Consider the following 16,377-nt stretch of genomic DNA (forward strand, 5'->3'; position numbering starts at 1 on the left):
GTTTACGGTGCGGGATTCACCAGCATCTGACCAATCGAACCGCGGTCGGCCAGCTCCAGCGTCTGGCTCAGATACTGGAACGGGAAGTGCGGCCACGACGGCTGGGCGTAGTAGACCAGCAGTTCGACCTGCCCGTCGACCCACACGGTGTCCTTCCAGCCGCGGTCTTCCGGGAAAGGGGTCGAGCCGTTGACGTTACGGATCTGGAACATTACCCCTTCAATATGGAACGACTGCGGGCGGTCGGCGCGCACCGTCCAGCGCTCCCAGGTACCCTGCTGCGCCGTGATATCGATACGCTGCGGATCCCACAGCTGGCCATTAATCCCCGGATCGTCGCCGAGCGTGATATCCCGGCTGCGGATCGGCGTGCCGGAGAGCAGCTCCGTCGGCAGCAGACGCGCCGGCAGGCTGTCGGTGACCAGCGGCAGCAGCCCGGTCGGGCGCAGGGTCAGCACCAGCGTGGAGACCAGAATGCTGGACGGTTCAAAAAAGCCGCGGATACGGTCGACGATGCTCGCCGCTTCGCCGCAGGTAATGGACACTTCATCGCCGTTGGTCATATCGACCAGAATTTCACGCCGTTCCCCCGGCGCCAGCGACAGCTGCTTGAGCGAAACCGGCGCCGGCAGGAACCCCTGGTCGCCGGAAATGACATGCAGCAGTCGGCCATCGCTCATCTGTAGCTGATAGCGCCGGGAGTTAGAAGCGTTCAGCAGGCGCAGACGCACCCAGCCGCGGGACACTTCGACATAGGGGCTCTGCACGCCATTGACCAGCAGCGTATCGCCGACGAAGCCGCCGCTGCCCGGTTCGCTATATTCCGGCGTGCCGAAGTTATCCAGCCGTTTGTCCTGAATTATCACCGGGAAGTCATCGACGCCATAGTGGTTAGGGATCGGCAGATTCTTGCTCACCTCATCCTCCACCAGCCACATGCCGGCCAGACCGTTATAGACCTGCTTCGCCATCCGGTTCGGCGTATTGGCCTGGTACCACAGCGTCGCCGCACTCTGCCGGATCGGCAGCACCGGCGCCCAGTCGGCGTTCGGCGACATCATGCGCGCCGCGCCGCCGATCAGCGGGCCAGGCACCTGCAGGCCGCGGATGGTCATCGCGACGTTCTCCGTCAGACGGTTGCTGTAGATAAGCTTGACGTCGTCCCCGCTCCAGACGCGGATCGTCGGCCCCATATAGCGGCCATTGATCCCCCAGACGGGGGCGCGGGTGCCTGGCGTAAACGACCAGTGTGAACGCTGCAGCGTCAGAAACAGCGGCTGACCGCGACGGGACTCCAGCAGCGGCGGAACCGGCAGCGCAGGCTGCTGGCCGGCGGCATGGGCCTTCAGCGGCGCGGCGCCAGCGCACAGCGCTACGCCGGAAGCCTTAATAAACTGACGCCGACTGAGTGACATATTAACTCCATGACATACTGACAAATGAAAAAGGGAATTCGTTTCCCGCCAGCAATACGCGCGCGTTGGCGGCGTTTCCTGTCTTATTGCTTACCGGCCGCTTCGCGCTCGGCCACTTCGTTGTCCAGCTCAGCGATTTTGGCGGCCATCAGCTCGCGGCAATGCGTCGCCAGCGCGCGCACGTTGTCTTTACCGAACTGGCTGGTATCCACCGGCGGCAGCATTTCCACAATCACCAGACCGTTGTTCCAGCGATTGAGCTTTATTTTATTCGATGTATTCGAGACACACACCGGAATAATCGGCACGCCGGCGGCAATAGCCGCGTGGAAGGCGCCGGTTTTAAACGGCAGCAGACCGCGACCGCGGCTGCGGGTCCCTTCCGGGAACATCCAGAACGAAATTTTACGCTTTTTAAAGGCGTTGACGACCTCGGCAATGGTGCCGTGCGCTTTGGTTCGGTTATTGCGGTCAATCAGCAGATTACCGGTCAGCCAGTACAGCTGGCCAAAGAACGGGATCCACAACAGGCTCTTTTTCCCCACGGTGACCGTCGGGGCCTGCACGATGTTAGATGCCGTCACCATATCATAGTTGTTTTGGTGGTTAGCGATGTAGATCGCGTTGCCATAGCTTTCCGCATCGGCAGGTTTGCGCAGCTCCACCTTCAGACCAAACACCGGGGATAAGCGGCCAAACAGATGGCCGAAAGTGGCAACGTGTTTTGGATTACGCGGGCTGAACAAGCAGTACAGACAGCCAAGTATGCACACTACGATGCAGTAAATGACCACAAAAATTACTCGAAAAATGAATAGCATAGCTACCTCTAAAACCCAAACCGCTTAGAATTATTCGCTGCTGGCAGAAGGCAGGCTCACAAGTTCTGCGCAGGCCGGGACCGTTCTTCCTGGGCCCCTGATGATGGACATTGTTAATCGCAACGCCTGAATAAACAACGATTTTGCGGCTTTTTTTCGCCTCCTCCCGTCAAAGACGGGAGGAGAAGCGCTTACTCTTCGCTATCGCCTGCCGCGGCGCGGCGCGGCGAGTCAATTTCAACACGGTCAATCTTCTGCAGACCGCGCATCAGCGAACCGCGGCGGCCGCGCTCGCCGGTGACTTTTTGCAGCTCTTCCGGACGCAGTTTGATCTTCCGTTTGCCGACATGAATGGTTAGCGTACTCTGCGGCGGCAGGACAAACAGATGTGCGAGACCGTCCTGGCCGGCGGCGGCTTCCGCCGCAGGAATGTTGATGATTTTGTTACCCTTGCCTTTCGACAGCTGCGGCAGATCGCTGACCGGGAACATCAGCATCCGCCCGGCGGCGGTGATGGCCAGCAGCATATCGGACTCGTCCTCAATGACCAGCGGCGGCATCACATGCGCGTTGTCAGGCAGGGTGATCAACGCTTTGCCGGCGCGGTTGCGCGCCACCAGATCGTTGAAGGTGCAGACAAAACCGTAGCCGGCGTCGGAGGCCATCAGAAGTTTCTGATCGTCGCCTTCCATCAGCATATGTTCCACGGTCGCGCCCGGCGGCAGCGTCAGCTTGCCGGTCAGCGGCTCACCCTGGCCACGCGCCGAGGGCAGGGTAATCGGATCGATGGCATAGCTGCGTCCGGTGGTATCGATAAACACCACCGGCTGGTTGCTCTTGCCCTTGGCCGAAGCTTTCCAGCTGTCGCCCGCTTTATAGCTCAGCCCCTGGGCGTCGATGTCGTGCCCTTTGGCGCTGCGCACCCAGCCCATCTGCGACAGAACGATGGTGACCGGCTCAGACGGCAGCATATCATGCTCGCTCATCGCTTTCGCTTCTTCACGCTCGTGAAGCGGCGAGCGGCGATCGTCGCCGAAAGCATCGGCATCGGCCTGCAGCTCTTTCTTCAGCAGGTTGTTCATCTTACGTTCAGAGGCCAGAATCGCCTGCAGCTGATCGCGCTCTTTTTCCAGCTCGTTCTGCTCGCCGCGGATCTTCATCTCTTCCAGTTTGGCGAGATGGCGCAGTTTCAGTTCCAGAATCGCTTCCGCCTGGGTTTCGCTGATGGCAAAGCGCGACATCAGGGCTGGCTTCGGCTCATCTTCCGTGCGGATGATCTCGATGACTTCATCAATATTGAGGAACGCCACCAGCAAACCTTCAAGGATATGCAGGCGCTTAAGGACCTTCTCTAACCGGTGGTTCAGACGGCGACGTACGGTATCGCGACGGAACACCAGCCATTCGCTGAGGATCTCCAGCAGGTTTTTTACCGCCGGGCGGCCGTCGAGACCGATCATATTGAGGTTGATGCGGTAGCTCTTCTCCAGATCGGTGGTGGCGAACAGGTGGTTCATCACCTGCTCCATATCCACCCGGTTGGAGCGCGGGACGATCACCAGGCGGGTCGGATTTTCGTGGTCCGATTCGTCGCGCAGGTCGTCCACCATCGGCAGCTTTTTATTGCGCATCTGCGCGGCAATCTGCTCCAGTACTTTGGCGCCGGAGACCTGGTGCGGCAGCGCGCTGATCACTACCGCGCCGTCCTCTTTGCTCCATACCGCGCGCATGCGCACCGAGCCGCGTCCGTTCTGGTAGATTTTGCGAATTTCCGCCCGCGAAGTGATGATCTCCGCCTCGGTCGGGAAATCCGGTCCCTGCACGATATCCAGCAGTTCGTCGAGGGTCGTTTTCGGCTGCTCAATCAGCGTAATCGCCGCTTTCGCCACTTCACGCAGGTTGTGAGGCGGAATATCGGTCGCCATGCCCACCGCGATGCCGGTGGTGCCGTTGAGCAGGATGTTTGGCAGGCGCGCCGGCAGCATTTTCGGCTCCTGCAGCGTACCGTCAAAGTTTGGCACCCAGTCGACCGTCCCCTGCCCCAGCTCGCTGAGCAGCAGCTCGGCATACTTCGACAGGCGGGATTCGGTGTAACGCATGGCGGCGAAGGATTTCGGATCGTCCGGCGCCCCCCAGTTCCCCTGGCCATCCACCAGCGGATAGCGATAGGAGAAGGGTTGCGCCATCAGCACCATCGCTTCATAGCAGGCGCTGTCGCCGTGTGGGTGATATTTACCCAGCACGTCGCCGACGGTGCGGGCGGACTTTTTGAATTTGGCGCTGGCGTTCAACCCCAGTTCGGACATCGCATAGACGATGCGACGCTGGACCGGTTTTAAGCCATCGCCAATAAACGGTAATGCCCTGTCCATGATCACGTACATGGAGTAGTTCAGGTAAGCATTTTCCGTAAATTCATGCAGCGCAAGGCGCTCTGCCATATCGCTCATTAATCGTGGATCCTCAATCTGGGTACCGACCGTTCGGACGGCAAAACTACCCGCGATAATACCCGATCTCACGCCCTGAGTCACAGGCCGTGAGATCGGTTGAGGATTCCGTCACCTTAATCAGGCCAGCGGCAGATAAATATCGGTTTGCAGCTCATGCTCAGCCACCTGGTGGACAAAATTGTGGTAACGGAAGTAGACCGGAAAATCCCGTAACGTCTCGCCTGAAGCGGGTAACCAGTCGCGATAGAGATACCAAACGCTGTTCGCCAGGGTGTCCAGCGAGCCGTGATGGCGCACGACGGCGCAGCGTCCGCCGGGGATTTCGCCGTTAATCACGCCAAAGGCGTTTTCACCAACCGGCCGTTCGACCGTACCGCAGAGATCAAAACGAAATGCCTCCTGCGGGGTAGTCTGCGGATCGTCCCAGGCGATCCCCCAGGTTTCGCTGGTGGCAACGGGCGATAATCCGCTCGTCTTACGCCAGGCGATAAAACGCGCGGCGGTGGCGTTGACAAGGTCCGGGCTGCCACGATGTTGCAGGACGGCTACCCGGGTGGTGGGGAACGAAATGATATTGACGTCCATCGACGTTTGCTCCTGTAGCGTATGTTTCGGTACGCGTCGATGCCACTCGGCCCAGTCCGGTTGCTGACGGAACTGGGTCGGGCTTTGGTCAAACGCGGTACGGAAGGCACGGCTGAACGACTCCGCATTCTGAAATCCGGCATCAAGGGCAATGTCGATGATTTTATCGCGGGGGTTGAACGCCAGGCGCCAACAGGCGCGTCGCAGACGCAACCACTGAATATACCGGTACAAGGGAATGCCGGTATACGCGCTAAATTGCCGGTGAAAATGGTAAGGCGAACTGTGCGCTATCGCGCTCAGCGCCTCCAGCGACAGCGGCTCATCAAGATGACGCGCAATGTATCTACAGACGCGCTGGAAGCGCCCGGCATACGCCGGGCTGGCCTTAATATCGTTCATCGTCTCCTCCTCGCGACATACTCTGACAGAGCGAGGATAGCGATTCCTGACCGATCTTGCGCTTATCCGCCGGAGACTTATGGCGTGATTTTACGGATCTGTTTAACGTCGATCTCCACCGAGTTCCAGTCCTTATCGACTTCCCCCTGAATTTCTACCGTGTCCTGCGGGCCGACGGTGACGCCGTTCCAGCGTTTGTGGTCGATATCGACATTGATCACCCCGGTAGCATCCTGGAACTTATACAGATCATCGGACACGCGCTCGGTAATTTTGCCCCGCAGGGTCACCCAGGTATCGTCCCGCAGCGATTTGACATTGGTGACGGTGGTGACCGCGCCGCTCGGGCCGGTAAATCCGCCGCCCTGGGTGGTCGAACTTGCCGGCGTGGTCGCAGAAGGACCGGTATACCCGCCCTGTCCGGCAGCCAGCACCGGCATGGAAACCAGGGCAACGATCGCGGTCATCGCAGCAATTTTCTTCATGATGTGTTCTCCCTTCGTGTTGATATGGCTCCTATTACGCCCGACAAAACTTAACGACTTCTTAAGGGGAAAAAAGAAATTTTAATGCTGTACAACCCCGGTCGCAACGCGGTTTACTGCGCAGAGCAGCCGGGTTGGCAGGAGGGAAAATGCGCATATTATTGGTGGAAGATGACAAGTTAATCGGCGATGGCATCAAGGCCGGGCTGAGCAAAATGGGCTTCAGCATCGACTGGTTTACCGCCGGGCTGGAGGGCAAAAACGCCTTATACAGCGCCCCCTACGACGCGGCAATTCTTGATCTCACCCTTCCCGGCATCGATGGCCTCGATATTCTGCGCGAGTGGCGCGACAAAGGCCGCCATGAGCCGGTGCTGATCCTCACCGCCCGCGATGCGCTGAGCCAGCGGGTGGAGGGGCTGCGCCTGGGCGCCGATGATTATCTGTGCAAACCTTTCGCCCTGATTGAGGTAGCGGCCCGCCTCGAAGCATTGATCCGCCGCGCCCACGGCCAGAGCAGCAGTGAGCTGCGCCACGGCAAGGTGAGCCTTGACCCGAACCGCTTAACCGCCAGCCTCGACGGCGAAAGCCTGACGCTGAAGCCGAAGGAGTTCGCCCTGCTGGAACTGCTGCTGCGTAACGCCGGGCGCGTACTGCCGCGTAAGCTTATTGAAGAAAAGCTCTACACCTGGGACGACGAGGTCTCCAGCAACGCCGTGGAAGTTCACGTCCATCATCTGCGCCGCAAACTCGGCAGTGAATTTATCCGCACCGTCCACGGCATCGGCTATACCCTGGGTGACGCATGAAACGACTTGCCCGCCTGAGCCTGCGCCTGCGTCTGACGCTGCTGTTTGCCGTGCTGACCGCCGCCGCCTGGGGGGTGGCCAGCGTGATCGCCTGGCAGCAGACCAGTAAAAAGCTGGATAAGCTGTTTGATACCCAGCAGCTGCTGTTCGCCCGCCGCCTGAGCGTCATGAATTTCGAAGAGCTCCGCGCCCCGCCGACATCGCTCGGGGAAAAGAAAAAGGTGCGCCACGGGCATATCGACGACGATGCGCTGGCGTTCGCCATCTTCACCCGCGACGGCAAAATGGTGCTTAACGACGGCGAAAACGGGGAGGATATTCAATGGCACTCGCAGCGCGAGGGCTTCAGCGATGGCTACCTGCGCGGCGATGATGACGAGTGGCGCTTCCTGTGGTTAACCACCGCCGATGGCCGCCACCGTATCGCCGTCGGCCAGGAGTGGGATTATCGCCGCGAAATGGCGATGGACATTGTTACCTCGCAGCTAACGCCGTGGATGATCGCCCTGCCGCTGATGTTCGTGCTGCTCATCGTGCTGTTAAGCCGCGAACTGGCGCCGTTGAAACATCTGGCGCGCACGCTGCGCCTGCGCGCGCCGGACTCGGCGGAATCGCTCAGCGTGGAGAAGATCCCCACTGAAGTCCGCCCGCTGGTCGAGTCGCTGAATCAGCTGTTCCAGCGCACCCACGACGTCATGCTGCGCGAGCGTCGGTTTACCTCTGATGCCGCCCACGAGCTGCGCAGCCCGCTGGCGGCGCTGAAGGTGCAGACTGAAGTCGCCCAGCTCTCTCTGGACGATCCACAAGGGCGTGAGAAAGCCCTGGCTCAGCTCCATCACGGGATCGATCGCGCCACCCGTCTGGTGGATCAGCTGCTGACGCTGTCGCGGCTGGACTCGCTCGCCCAGCTGGACGACGTGCAGCCGGTCGCCATCGACGATCTGCTGCAGTCGGCGGTAATGGAGATGTACCACCCGGCGCAGCAGGCCGGGATTGAGCTGCGCCTGCATCTTAATGTCTCTGGCATCTCCCGCACCGGCCAGCCGCTGCTCCTCAGCCTGCTGGTGCGCAATCTGCTGGATAACGCGGTACGCTACAGCCCGCGCGGCAGCCAGGTCGATATCACCCTCAACGCCCGAGAGTTTCGGGTACGCGATAACGGCCCCGGCATCAGCCCGCAGGCGCTGGCGCGCATCGGCGAGCGTTTCTACCGCCCGCCGGGTCAGGATGCTACGGGCAGCGGCCTGGGCTTGTCGATCGTCCGGCGCATCGCCTCGCTGCACGGCATGCGCGTCGAGTTTGCCAATGCCCGCGACGGCGGCTTCGAAGCCCGCGTTGACTGGTAGCGATATTATTGCTCATTTAGCAAAAGACTTTGCACATTTTGCTCATTTTACTGCCCCGCTTCGCGGGGTAAGATCGTCGGCAAATTTTCAAGATTGAGGACAAATCATGAGCAACATCCTGATTATCAATGGCGCAAAAAAATTCGCGCACTCGAATGGCCAGCTGAACGACACCCTGACCGAGGTCGCGGAGAGTTATCTGCGCGACGCCGGACACGATGTTAAAAGCGTTCGCGCCGACAGCGAGTACGACGTAAAAGCCGAAGTGCAGAATTTCCTCTGGGCCGATGTGGTGATCTGGCAGATGCCGGGCTGGTGGATGGGCGCCCCGTGGACGGTGAAAAAATATATGGATGACGTCTTTACCGAAGGCCACGGCTCACTGTACGCCAGCGACGGCCGTACCCGCTCCGACGCCAGCAAAAAATATGGCTCCGGCGGCCTGGTGCAAGGGAAAAAATATATGCTCTCCCTGACCTGGAACGCGCCGATGGAAGCCTTCACCGACGAAGAACAGTTCTTCCACGGCGTCGGTGTTGACGGCGTTTACCTGCCGTTCCATAAAGCCAACCAGTTCCTGGGTATGGAGGCGCTGCCAACCTTTATCGCCAACGACGTGATTAAAATGCCTGATGTCCCACGCTATATCGCAGAATATCGCAAGCATCTGGCGGAAATTTTTGGTTAACTAGGCGTCTATGCTCTACATATTTCGAGTTATTCGAACCTGGAGTATGACAAGATCCACACAGAAGGAGTTGAGTTAACCATGTTAACAGTGATTGCAGAAATCCGTACCCGCCCGGGCCAGCACCACCGCCAGGCGGTTCTCGATCAGTTCGCGAAAATTATTCCAACCGTTTTGCAGGAAGCCGGCTGCCACGGCTATGCGCCCATGGTGGATCATGCCGCTGGCGTCAGCTTCCAGACCACCGCTCCTGACTCTATCGTCATGGTGGAGCAGTGGGAAAGCGTCGCGCATCTTGAAGCGCACCTGCAGACCCCGCACATGAAAGCCTGGTCGGAAGCGGTCAAAGGCGATGTGCTGGAGACCAACATCCGTATCCTGCAGGCCGGCGTCTAAGCCCGCTGACGCAGAAACGAAATAAGAAAAGGGAGCCTGAGGCTCCCTTTTACGTCTGGCGCAGCGCGCGGTCTTACACTTCCAGGTCCGCCATATCGCCCTTCTCCTGCAACCAGTTACGACGATCTTCGGAACGCTTCTTGGCCAGCAGCATATCCATCATCGCCGTGGTCTGCTGCTCATCCTCATCGCTGATCACCAGCTGCACCAGGCGGCGGGTATTCGGGTCGAGGGTGGTTTCCCGCAGCTGCATCGGGTTCATCTCGCCGAGACCTTTAAAGCGCTGGACGTTTGGCTTGCCCTTCTTACGCTTCAGCTGCTCCAGCACGCCGGTTTTTTCTTCTTCCGTCAGCGCGTAGTAGACCTCTTTGCCGAGGTCGATACGGTACAGCGGCGGCAGCGCCACGTAGACGTGCCCCTCTTTCACCAGGGTACGGAAATGTCTCACAAACAGCGCGCACAGCAGCGTGGCGATGTGCAGACCATCGGAGTCCGCATCCGCCAGAATACAAATTTTGCCGTAGCGCAGCTGGCTTAAATCATCGCTATCCGGGTCAATCCCAATCGCCACCGAAATGTCGTGAACTTCTTGCGAAGCTAACACTTCATCGGAAGAGACTTCCCAGGTATTCAGGATCTTGCCTTTCAGCGGCATGATCGCCTGATATTCACGATCGCGCGCCTGCTTGGCTGAACCGCCCGCCGAATCCCCTTCGACGAGGAACAGCTCGGTACGGTTCAGATCCTGGGCGGTGCAGTCGGCCAGCTTACCCGGCAGCGCCGGACCGCTGGTCAGCTTTTTGCGCACCACTTTCTTGGCGGCGCGCAGACGGCGCTGGGCGCTGGAAATAGCCATCTCCGCCAGCAGCTCCGCGGCCTGCACGTTCTGGTTCAGCCACAGGCTGAAGGCGTCTTTCACCACGCCGGAGACGAACGCCGCGCACTGGCGCGACGACAGGCGCTCTTTGGTTTGCCCGGCGAACTGCGGATCCTGCATCTTCACCGACAGCACGTAGGCGCAGCGATCCCAGATATCTTCCGCCGACAGTTTCACCCCGCGCGGCAGGATATTACGGTACTCGCAGAACTCACGCATCGCGTCCAGCAGCCCCTGACGCAGGCCGTTGACGTGCGTCCCGCCCTGCATGGTCGGGATCAGGTTGACGTAGCTCTCGGTCAGCAGCTCGCCGCCTTCCGGCAGCCACAGCAGCGCCCAGTCCACCGCTTCCGTCTCGCCGGAGAAGGTGCCGACGAAGGGTTTTTCCGGCAGCAGCGGCAGGCCGTTCACCGCTTCGCTCAGGTAGTCGTTAAGGCCATCGGCATAGCACCAGCTCTGCTCGCTGTTATTGACCTGGTCGCGGAAAACAATTTCCACGCCCGGGCACAGCACCGCTTTCGCTTTTAACAAGTGGGTCAAACGCGAAACGGAGAAGCGCGGGCTATCGAAGAAGCTTTCGTCCGGCCAGAAATGGACGCTGGTCCCGGTGTTGCGTTTACCGCAGGTGCCGGTGACGTGCAGGTCCTCTACTTTCTCACCATTCTCAAAGGCGATGCTGTAGACCTGACCGTCGCGACGCACGTTGACCTCCACGCGTTTTGACAGGGCGTTGACCACCGAAATCCCCACCCCGTGCAGACCGCCGGAAAACTGGTAATTTTTGTTGGAAAACTTACCGCCCGCGTGCAGCCGGCAGAGGATCAGTTCAACCGCTGGCACCCCCTCTTCCGGGTGAATGTCGACCGGCATCCCGCGCCCGTCGTCAATCACCTCGAGGGACTGGTCGGCGTGCAGGATCACTTCCACGCGTTTGGCATGGCCTGCCAGCGCTTCGTCCACACTGTTATCAATCACTTCCTGACCAAGATGGTTAGGACGGGTGGTGTCGGTATACATGCCCGGACGGCGGCGCACCGGCTCTAACCCGGTGAGTACCTCAATGGCATCAGCGTTATATGAAGATTGCGTCATGGTGTGTATTCGTAGGTCGTTCAGGGCCGTTTAGCGCAGGCCGAGAAATTCGATAATCTGAGTGAAATGATCGTCAAAGCCGACAAATGCGTGATTACCGCCCTCCTCCACCGTCTGCCGGCAGGAGGCGTAGTAATGAACGGCCTGGCGGTAATCAAGCACTTCATCCCCGGTCTGCTGCAGCAGCCAGAGTAAATCCGGCGCTTCGAGCGGGTCGATTTGCATGACTTTGAGATCGTAAATATGGCGAGACTCTAGCACATATTGCTGCCCGGTGTACGGATTCTCATTGTGGCCGAGAAAATTGTTCAGCAGCTCAAACGGCCGCACCGCCGGGTTAACCACTACCGCTGGCAGCATAAAGCACTGCGACAGCCAGGTGGCGTAGTAGCCGCCCAGCGACGACCCTACGACCCCCAGCGGCTCGCCGCCGTGCTCCAGCACGATGGACTCCAGCAGCTCCGCCGTTTCCGCCGGGTAAGGCGGCAGCTCCGGCACCACCATGGCGATCTCAGGATAGTGCTGCGCCAGCCAGGTCTTTAACGCCGTCGCCTTCGCCGAGCGCGGAGAACTGTTAAAGCCGTGCAGATAAAGGAGCGTCGCCATCAGTAGCCTTCTGAAGCAATATCCGGATGAAACGCCGCGCCTTCCAGGCGGCACACTTCGGTAGTCAGCGTTCCGTCAGGGTGAAGCTCCAGCCAGCGCCAGCCCGGCGACACCGTATCGAGGGTGAAATTGGCGCAGTGCGGTTTGAACTGAACGCAGGTCGACGGCGTCGCCATCATACGTCGGCCATTCCAGTCGAGATCCAGCTCCTGATGAATATGGCCGCACAGCAGATGCTTCACCCGCGGCCAGGCGCTCAGCGCGCTGTCCAGCGCGCCGGCGTTGCGCAGACTGTGTTGATCCAGCCAGCTGCAGCCGGCCGGCAGCGGATGATGATGCAGCAGGAGTAAGGTATAACGCTCCGGCGCCTCCGCCAGCTTATGTTCGAGCCATTCCAGCTGGAAGTCGCTCAGCTCGCCATGGGGAACGCCAAACACCTGGCTGTCCAGCAGCAGGATCTGCCAGTGGTCGCCGAGAAACACGCGCTTGGCGGGGGAAATGCCCGACTCCTGCAGGGTGCTGTACATCGCCGGCTGGAAATCATGGTTGCCCGGTAGCCAGACGCAGGGTGCAGCGAAACTCGCGATGCCCTCAGCAAAATGCTGGTAGGCCGCGGAGGAGTGATCCTGCGCCAAATCGCCTGTTGCGACAATCAAATCGCATGGACGCTGTGAGGCATGAATGGCCGACAGTACGGCCTGATAGCTTTCCCAGGTATTGATGCCTAACAACGTTTCATGTTTTTCAGCAAACAGGTGAGTATCAGTAATTTGTAAGATCCTGACTCTGGCCTCACCAGCCAGAGGTAGGTTTAACAGGCTTTCCAAATGGTGTCCTTAGGTTTAACGACGCTAACAAACCGGAATCGCCATCGCTCCATGTGCTAAACAGTAACGCAGCCAGTCGGCCAGAAACTGGTTAATTTGATGCTTTTCGTCGCGTTGATGCAACTTTTTATTAGGATAATCATATCGCGCTTTGAAGCGAAAGATCTGCTGACTCGAACACACTTCGGCCACCATGGCGTCATGGTAGAGGCGAACGGTCATCGACGGCAGACTCCAGTAGCTCACCGCTGGCAGAGTCTGCTCTATCGCCACCAGAGTAGTGTAGCGGGTTGATTCCGTTATCGTTAACCGATATTGCGCGCTTCCCACCTGATAGCTCACCTTCTCACCCGCTGCATCCGTTCGCGGCAACAGGCGGCGCAACTGGGCGAAATTGGTCTCGCACAGGCGCATCATCTCAGGGAAGTCAGGTGTATAACGCTTCATTTTGTCCACTCGTTTCGTAAATTGTGATAATGCAATTGCAGCCATTGCAAGGCGATGACAGAGGCTGCGTTGTCGATTTTCCCCTCTTCTACCCACTGGTAAGCCTGCTCCCGGCTCACCACATGCACCCGAATATCCTCATTTTCCTCGGCCAGGCCGTGAATGCCTTTTGCCGTCGATGCATCAACTTCGCCCACCAGGATCGATAACCGTTCGCTGGTGCCGCCAGGACTGGCCAGATAGCTTAATATTGGTTTCGTCCGCCCAACTTCAATGCCGGCCTCCTCCAGCGCTTCCCGACGGGCGACATCTTCTACCGTCTCACCCGCCTCGATCATGCCGGCGACCATTTCCAGCAGCCAAGGGCTCTCGCTGGTATCATAGGCGGCGATACGGATTTGTTCGACCAGCACCACTTCGTCCCGCACCGGGTCAAAGGGTAGCAAGACGGCGGCATGCCCGCGCTCAAAAATTTCACGGGTGACTTCGCCGCTCATGCCGCCGTTAAACAGACGGTGGCGAAAACGGTATAAATCGAGCGAAAAAAAACCACGATACAGCGTTTCGCGTGCAATAATTTCTACATCATTTTTGGAGAAGGTAATTCCCTGGTGAATGGGTTTGCTCATTGTCATGTCCTGCTAATCCGAAATGAGGGATTTCCAGACCGTTTGGCTACCGTTTTACGGTCCGTATGTTAGATTGGTGCAAATTACCGCCGGATGGCACGTAACGCCAACTTTTTACGGCGGCAGAATCGATACAATCAGCGGAATTTTTCTTAGAATTAGACCAGCGCTAAATGCTTCACAACAAGGAATGCAAATGAAGAAATTGCTCCCCATTCTTATCGGCCTGAGCCTGACCGGGTTCAGCGCCATGAGCCAGGCGGAAAACCTGCTTCAGGTTTACCAGCAGGCGCGCATCAGCAACCCCGATCTGCGTAAATCGGCAGCCGATCGTGACGCCGCGTTCGAAAAGATCAACGAAGCGCGCAGTCCATTACTGCCTCAGCTCGGGCTGGGAGCGGATTATACCTATACCAGCGGCTTCCGTGATTATAAAGACCAGAATTCTAACGTCACCAGCGGCTCGCTGCAGTTAACGCAGGTTCTGTTTGATATGTCGAAATGGCGCGCCCTGACGCTGCAGGAAAAAACGGCAGGCATTCAGGATGTCACGTATCAGACCGATCAGCAAACGCTGATTCTGAATACCGCGACGGCCTATTTCAAAGTGCTGGCCGCCATCGACACGCTCTCTTATACCGAAGCGCAGAAACAGGCTATTTACCGCCAGTTGGATCAAACCACCCAGCGCTTTAACGTCGGTCTGGTGGCGATCACCGACGTGCAGAACGCCCGTTCACAATACGACGCCGTGTTGGCGAACGAAGTGACCGCGCGTAACGATCTCGACAACGCCGTGGAAGAGCTGCGCCAGGTTACCGGCAACTACTACCCGGAGCTGGCCTCCCTGAACGTAGACGGCTTCAAAACCAGCAAACCGCAGGCGGTGAACGCCCTGCTGAAGGAAGCGGAGAACCGCAACCTGTCGCTGCTGCAGGCGCGTCTGAATCAGGACCTGGCCCGCGAGCAGATTCGCCAGGCGCAGGACGGCCATTTGCCGACCCTGGATTTGAACGCCTCGTCGGGCGTTTCCAACAACCGCTACAGCGGCTCAAACAGCATCGCGCAAGATGCTGATATCGGTCAGAACAAAATCGGCCTGAGCTTCTCCATGCCGCTGTATCAGGGCGGGATGGTTAACTCGCAGGTTAAACAGGCGCAGTACAACTTCGTCGGCGCCAGCGAGCAGCTGGAAAGCGCTCACCGCAGCGTGGTCCAGACCGTGCGTTCTTCGTTTAACAACGTGAATGCCTCTATCAGCAGCATCAACGCCTACAAACAGGCGGTGGTCTCTGCGCAAAGCTCCCTGGATGCGATGGAAGCTGGCTACTCGGTGGGTACCCGTACTATCGTTGACGTCCTCGACGCCACCACCACGCTGTACAACGCCAAACAGCAGCTCTCGAATGCGCGCTACAACTACCTGATCAACGAGCTGAACATCAAGTCGGCGTTAGGTACGCTGAACGAGCAGGATCTGGTCGCCCTGAACAACACCCTGGGCAAACCGATCTCCACCTCCGCGGACAGCGTCGCGCCGGAAAATCCGCAGCAGGATGCCACTGCCGACGGTTACGGCAACACGACCGCGGCCGTGAAGCCGGCGTCTGCACGGACGACGACCCAAAGCAGCGGCAGCAATCCGTTCCGTCAGTAATTCTCATACTGTGACGCGCATCGCCTGTCCGCCGGACAGGCGATGCGTTAAACGTAAGGCAACGTAAAGATCCCCCGCTTAGCGCCCCTCTTCGCTTCATTTTCCACCACTCATCCTCTATCCTGAGCGTTAACACACGCCATACCACTGGGTCCTGGAAGACAAATATGAAACGGACAAAAAATATTAATCATTCGTCGTTCCGCAAAAGCTGGAGCGCACGCCACCTGACGCCGGTCGCCCTGGCCGTCACCGCGGTCTTTATGCTTGCCGGTTGTGAAAAAAGCGACGAAACGGTCTCGCTGTACCAGAACGCCGATGACTGCTCCGCCGCCAACCCGGGCAAAGCTGCCGAATGCACCACGGCCTACACCAACGCGGTAAAAGAGGCAGAGCGCACCGCGCCGAAATATGCCACCCGCGAAGACTGCGTCGCCGAGTTTGGCGAAGGCCAGTGCCAGCAAACGCCTGCCCAGGCGGGCGTCGCCCCGGAAAACCAGGCGCAGGCGCAAAGCAGCGGCAGCTTCTGGATGCCGCTGATGGCCGGCTACATGATGGGCCGCCTGATGGGCGGCGGCATGGCGCAACAGCAGCCGCTGTTCAGCTCCAAAAACCCGGCCAGCCCGGCCTACGGTCAGTACACTGACGCCAGCGGCAAGAGCTATGGCGCCGCCCAGCCGGGCCGCACCATGAACGTGCCGAAAACCGCGATGGCGCCGAAGCCAGCGACCACCACCACCGTCACCCGCGGGGGCTTCGGCGAGTCGGTGGCGAAGCAGTCGACCATGCAGCGTAGCGCCGCAGGCTCCACCTCCTCTTCTCGCTCAATGGGCGGCTAAGCA

At 59.0% G+C, this 16,377-nt stretch carries 16 protein-coding genes; 6 read left to right on the plus strand and 10 right to left on the minus strand.

The genetic code is table 11. The annotated features are described in order from the left end of the window. Positions 1-2 precede the first annotated feature (2 nt). The 5 genes from ftsP to ACOI7Z_RS16805 form a co-directional block, all read right to left on the minus strand. The gene (gene ftsP / locus ACOI7Z_RS16785; RefSeq protein WP_023291023.1) at positions 3-1,415 is read right to left on the minus strand and encodes a cell division protein FtsP; all 1,413 of its coding nucleotides are present in this window, start codon (positions 1,413-1,415) and stop codon (positions 3-5) included. A gap of 83 nt (positions 1,416-1,498) precedes the next feature. Next, positions 1,499-2,236 (minus strand): 1-acylglycerol-3-phosphate O-acyltransferase, encoded by a 738-nt coding sequence (gene plsC, locus ACOI7Z_RS16790; RefSeq protein WP_004205223.1) that lies wholly within the window; start codon positions 2,234-2,236, stop codon positions 1,499-1,501. Between the two features lie 191 nt (positions 2,237-2,427). Then, positions 2,428-4,686, minus strand: coding sequence for a DNA topoisomerase IV subunit A (gene parC, locus ACOI7Z_RS16795; protein ID WP_004205224.1), 2,259 nt, complete (start codon positions 4,684-4,686; stop codon positions 2,428-2,430). A gap of 120 nt (positions 4,687-4,806) precedes the next feature. Beyond that, positions 4,807-5,676: an AraC family transcriptional regulator gene (locus ACOI7Z_RS16800; RefSeq protein ID WP_050533736.1), complete on the minus strand. Its 870-nt coding sequence runs from the start codon at positions 5,674-5,676 to the stop codon at positions 4,807-4,809. A gap of 77 nt (positions 5,677-5,753) precedes the next feature. Beyond that, on the minus strand, positions 5,754-6,161 hold the full coding sequence (locus ACOI7Z_RS16805; RefSeq protein WP_023291025.1) for a YgiW/YdeI family stress tolerance OB fold protein: 408 nt from the start codon (positions 6,159-6,161) through the stop codon (positions 5,754-5,756). A 149-nt stretch (positions 6,162-6,310) separates the two neighbouring features. On the opposite strand from ACOI7Z_RS16805, the gene qseB reads away from it, so the two are divergent. From qseB to ACOI7Z_RS16825, 4 genes are all read left to right on the plus strand, one after another. Then, positions 6,311-6,970: a quorum sensing response regulator transcription factor QseB gene (gene qseB / locus ACOI7Z_RS16810; RefSeq protein ID WP_044524726.1), complete on the plus strand. Its 660-nt coding sequence runs from the start codon at positions 6,311-6,313 to the stop codon at positions 6,968-6,970. Then, entirely contained in the window at positions 6,967-8,316 is a 1,350-nt protein-coding gene (gene qseC / locus ACOI7Z_RS16815; RefSeq protein ID WP_087848576.1) for a quorum sensing histidine kinase QseC, read from the plus strand. The genes qseB and qseC overlap by 4 nt, the downstream gene beginning before the upstream one ends. A gap of 106 nt (positions 8,317-8,422) precedes the next feature. After that, positions 8,423-9,004, plus strand: coding sequence for an NAD(P)H-dependent oxidoreductase (locus ACOI7Z_RS16820; RefSeq protein WP_023291028.1), 582 nt, complete (start codon positions 8,423-8,425; stop codon positions 9,002-9,004). Between the two features lie 81 nt (positions 9,005-9,085). Next, on the plus strand, positions 9,086-9,400 hold the full coding sequence (locus ACOI7Z_RS16825) for a putative quinol monooxygenase (protein WP_023291029.1): 315 nt from the start codon (positions 9,086-9,088) through the stop codon (positions 9,398-9,400). A gap of 73 nt (positions 9,401-9,473) precedes the next feature. On the opposite strand, the gene parE is transcribed toward ACOI7Z_RS16825, so the two are convergent. The 5 genes from parE to nudF are packed head-to-tail and all read right to left on the minus strand — an operon-like array spanning position 9,474 to position 13,878. Next, positions 9,474-11,369: a DNA topoisomerase IV subunit B gene (gene parE / locus ACOI7Z_RS16830; protein WP_004205235.1), complete on the minus strand. Its 1,896-nt coding sequence runs from the start codon at positions 11,367-11,369 to the stop codon at positions 9,474-9,476. 30 nt (positions 11,370-11,399) lie between these two features. Further along, positions 11,400-11,975: an esterase YqiA gene (gene yqiA, locus ACOI7Z_RS16835; RefSeq protein ID WP_004205236.1), complete on the minus strand. Its 576-nt coding sequence runs from the start codon at positions 11,973-11,975 to the stop codon at positions 11,400-11,402. Beyond that, entirely contained in the window at positions 11,975-12,802 is an 828-nt protein-coding gene (gene cpdA / locus ACOI7Z_RS16840; protein ID WP_004205237.1) for a 3',5'-cyclic-AMP phosphodiesterase, read from the minus strand. The genes yqiA and cpdA overlap by 1 nt, the downstream gene beginning before the upstream one ends. A gap of 24 nt (positions 12,803-12,826) precedes the next feature. After that, entirely contained in the window at positions 12,827-13,249 is a 423-nt protein-coding gene (locus tag ACOI7Z_RS16845; protein WP_004205239.1) for a DUF1249 family protein, read from the minus strand. Continuing rightward, positions 13,246-13,878, minus strand: a complete 633-nt coding sequence (gene nudF / locus ACOI7Z_RS16850; RefSeq protein ID WP_087848575.1) for an ADP-ribose diphosphatase — start codon at positions 13,876-13,878, stop codon at positions 13,246-13,248. Before nudF ends, ACOI7Z_RS16845 begins: the two co-directional genes overlap by 4 nt. Before the next feature lie 196 nt (positions 13,879-14,074). On the opposite strand from nudF, the gene tolC reads away from it, so the two are divergent. Both tolC and ACOI7Z_RS16860 read left to right on the plus strand, forming a co-directional pair. Continuing rightward, a complete protein-coding gene (gene tolC / locus ACOI7Z_RS16855) occupies positions 14,075-15,535 on the plus strand; it encodes an outer membrane channel protein TolC (protein ID WP_087848574.1) in 1,461 nt (486 codons plus the stop codon). A 167-nt stretch (positions 15,536-15,702) separates the two neighbouring features. Further along, the gene (locus tag ACOI7Z_RS16860) at positions 15,703-16,374 is read left to right on the plus strand and encodes a DUF1190 family protein (RefSeq protein WP_002916849.1); all 672 of its coding nucleotides are present in this window, start codon (positions 15,703-15,705) and stop codon (positions 16,372-16,374) included. Positions 16,375-16,377: the final 3 nt, after the last annotated feature.

Source organism: Klebsiella sp. C283, from assembly GCF_048822555.1.
Lineage (GTDB): Bacteria > Pseudomonadota > Gammaproteobacteria > Enterobacterales > Enterobacteriaceae > Klebsiella > Klebsiella quasipneumoniae.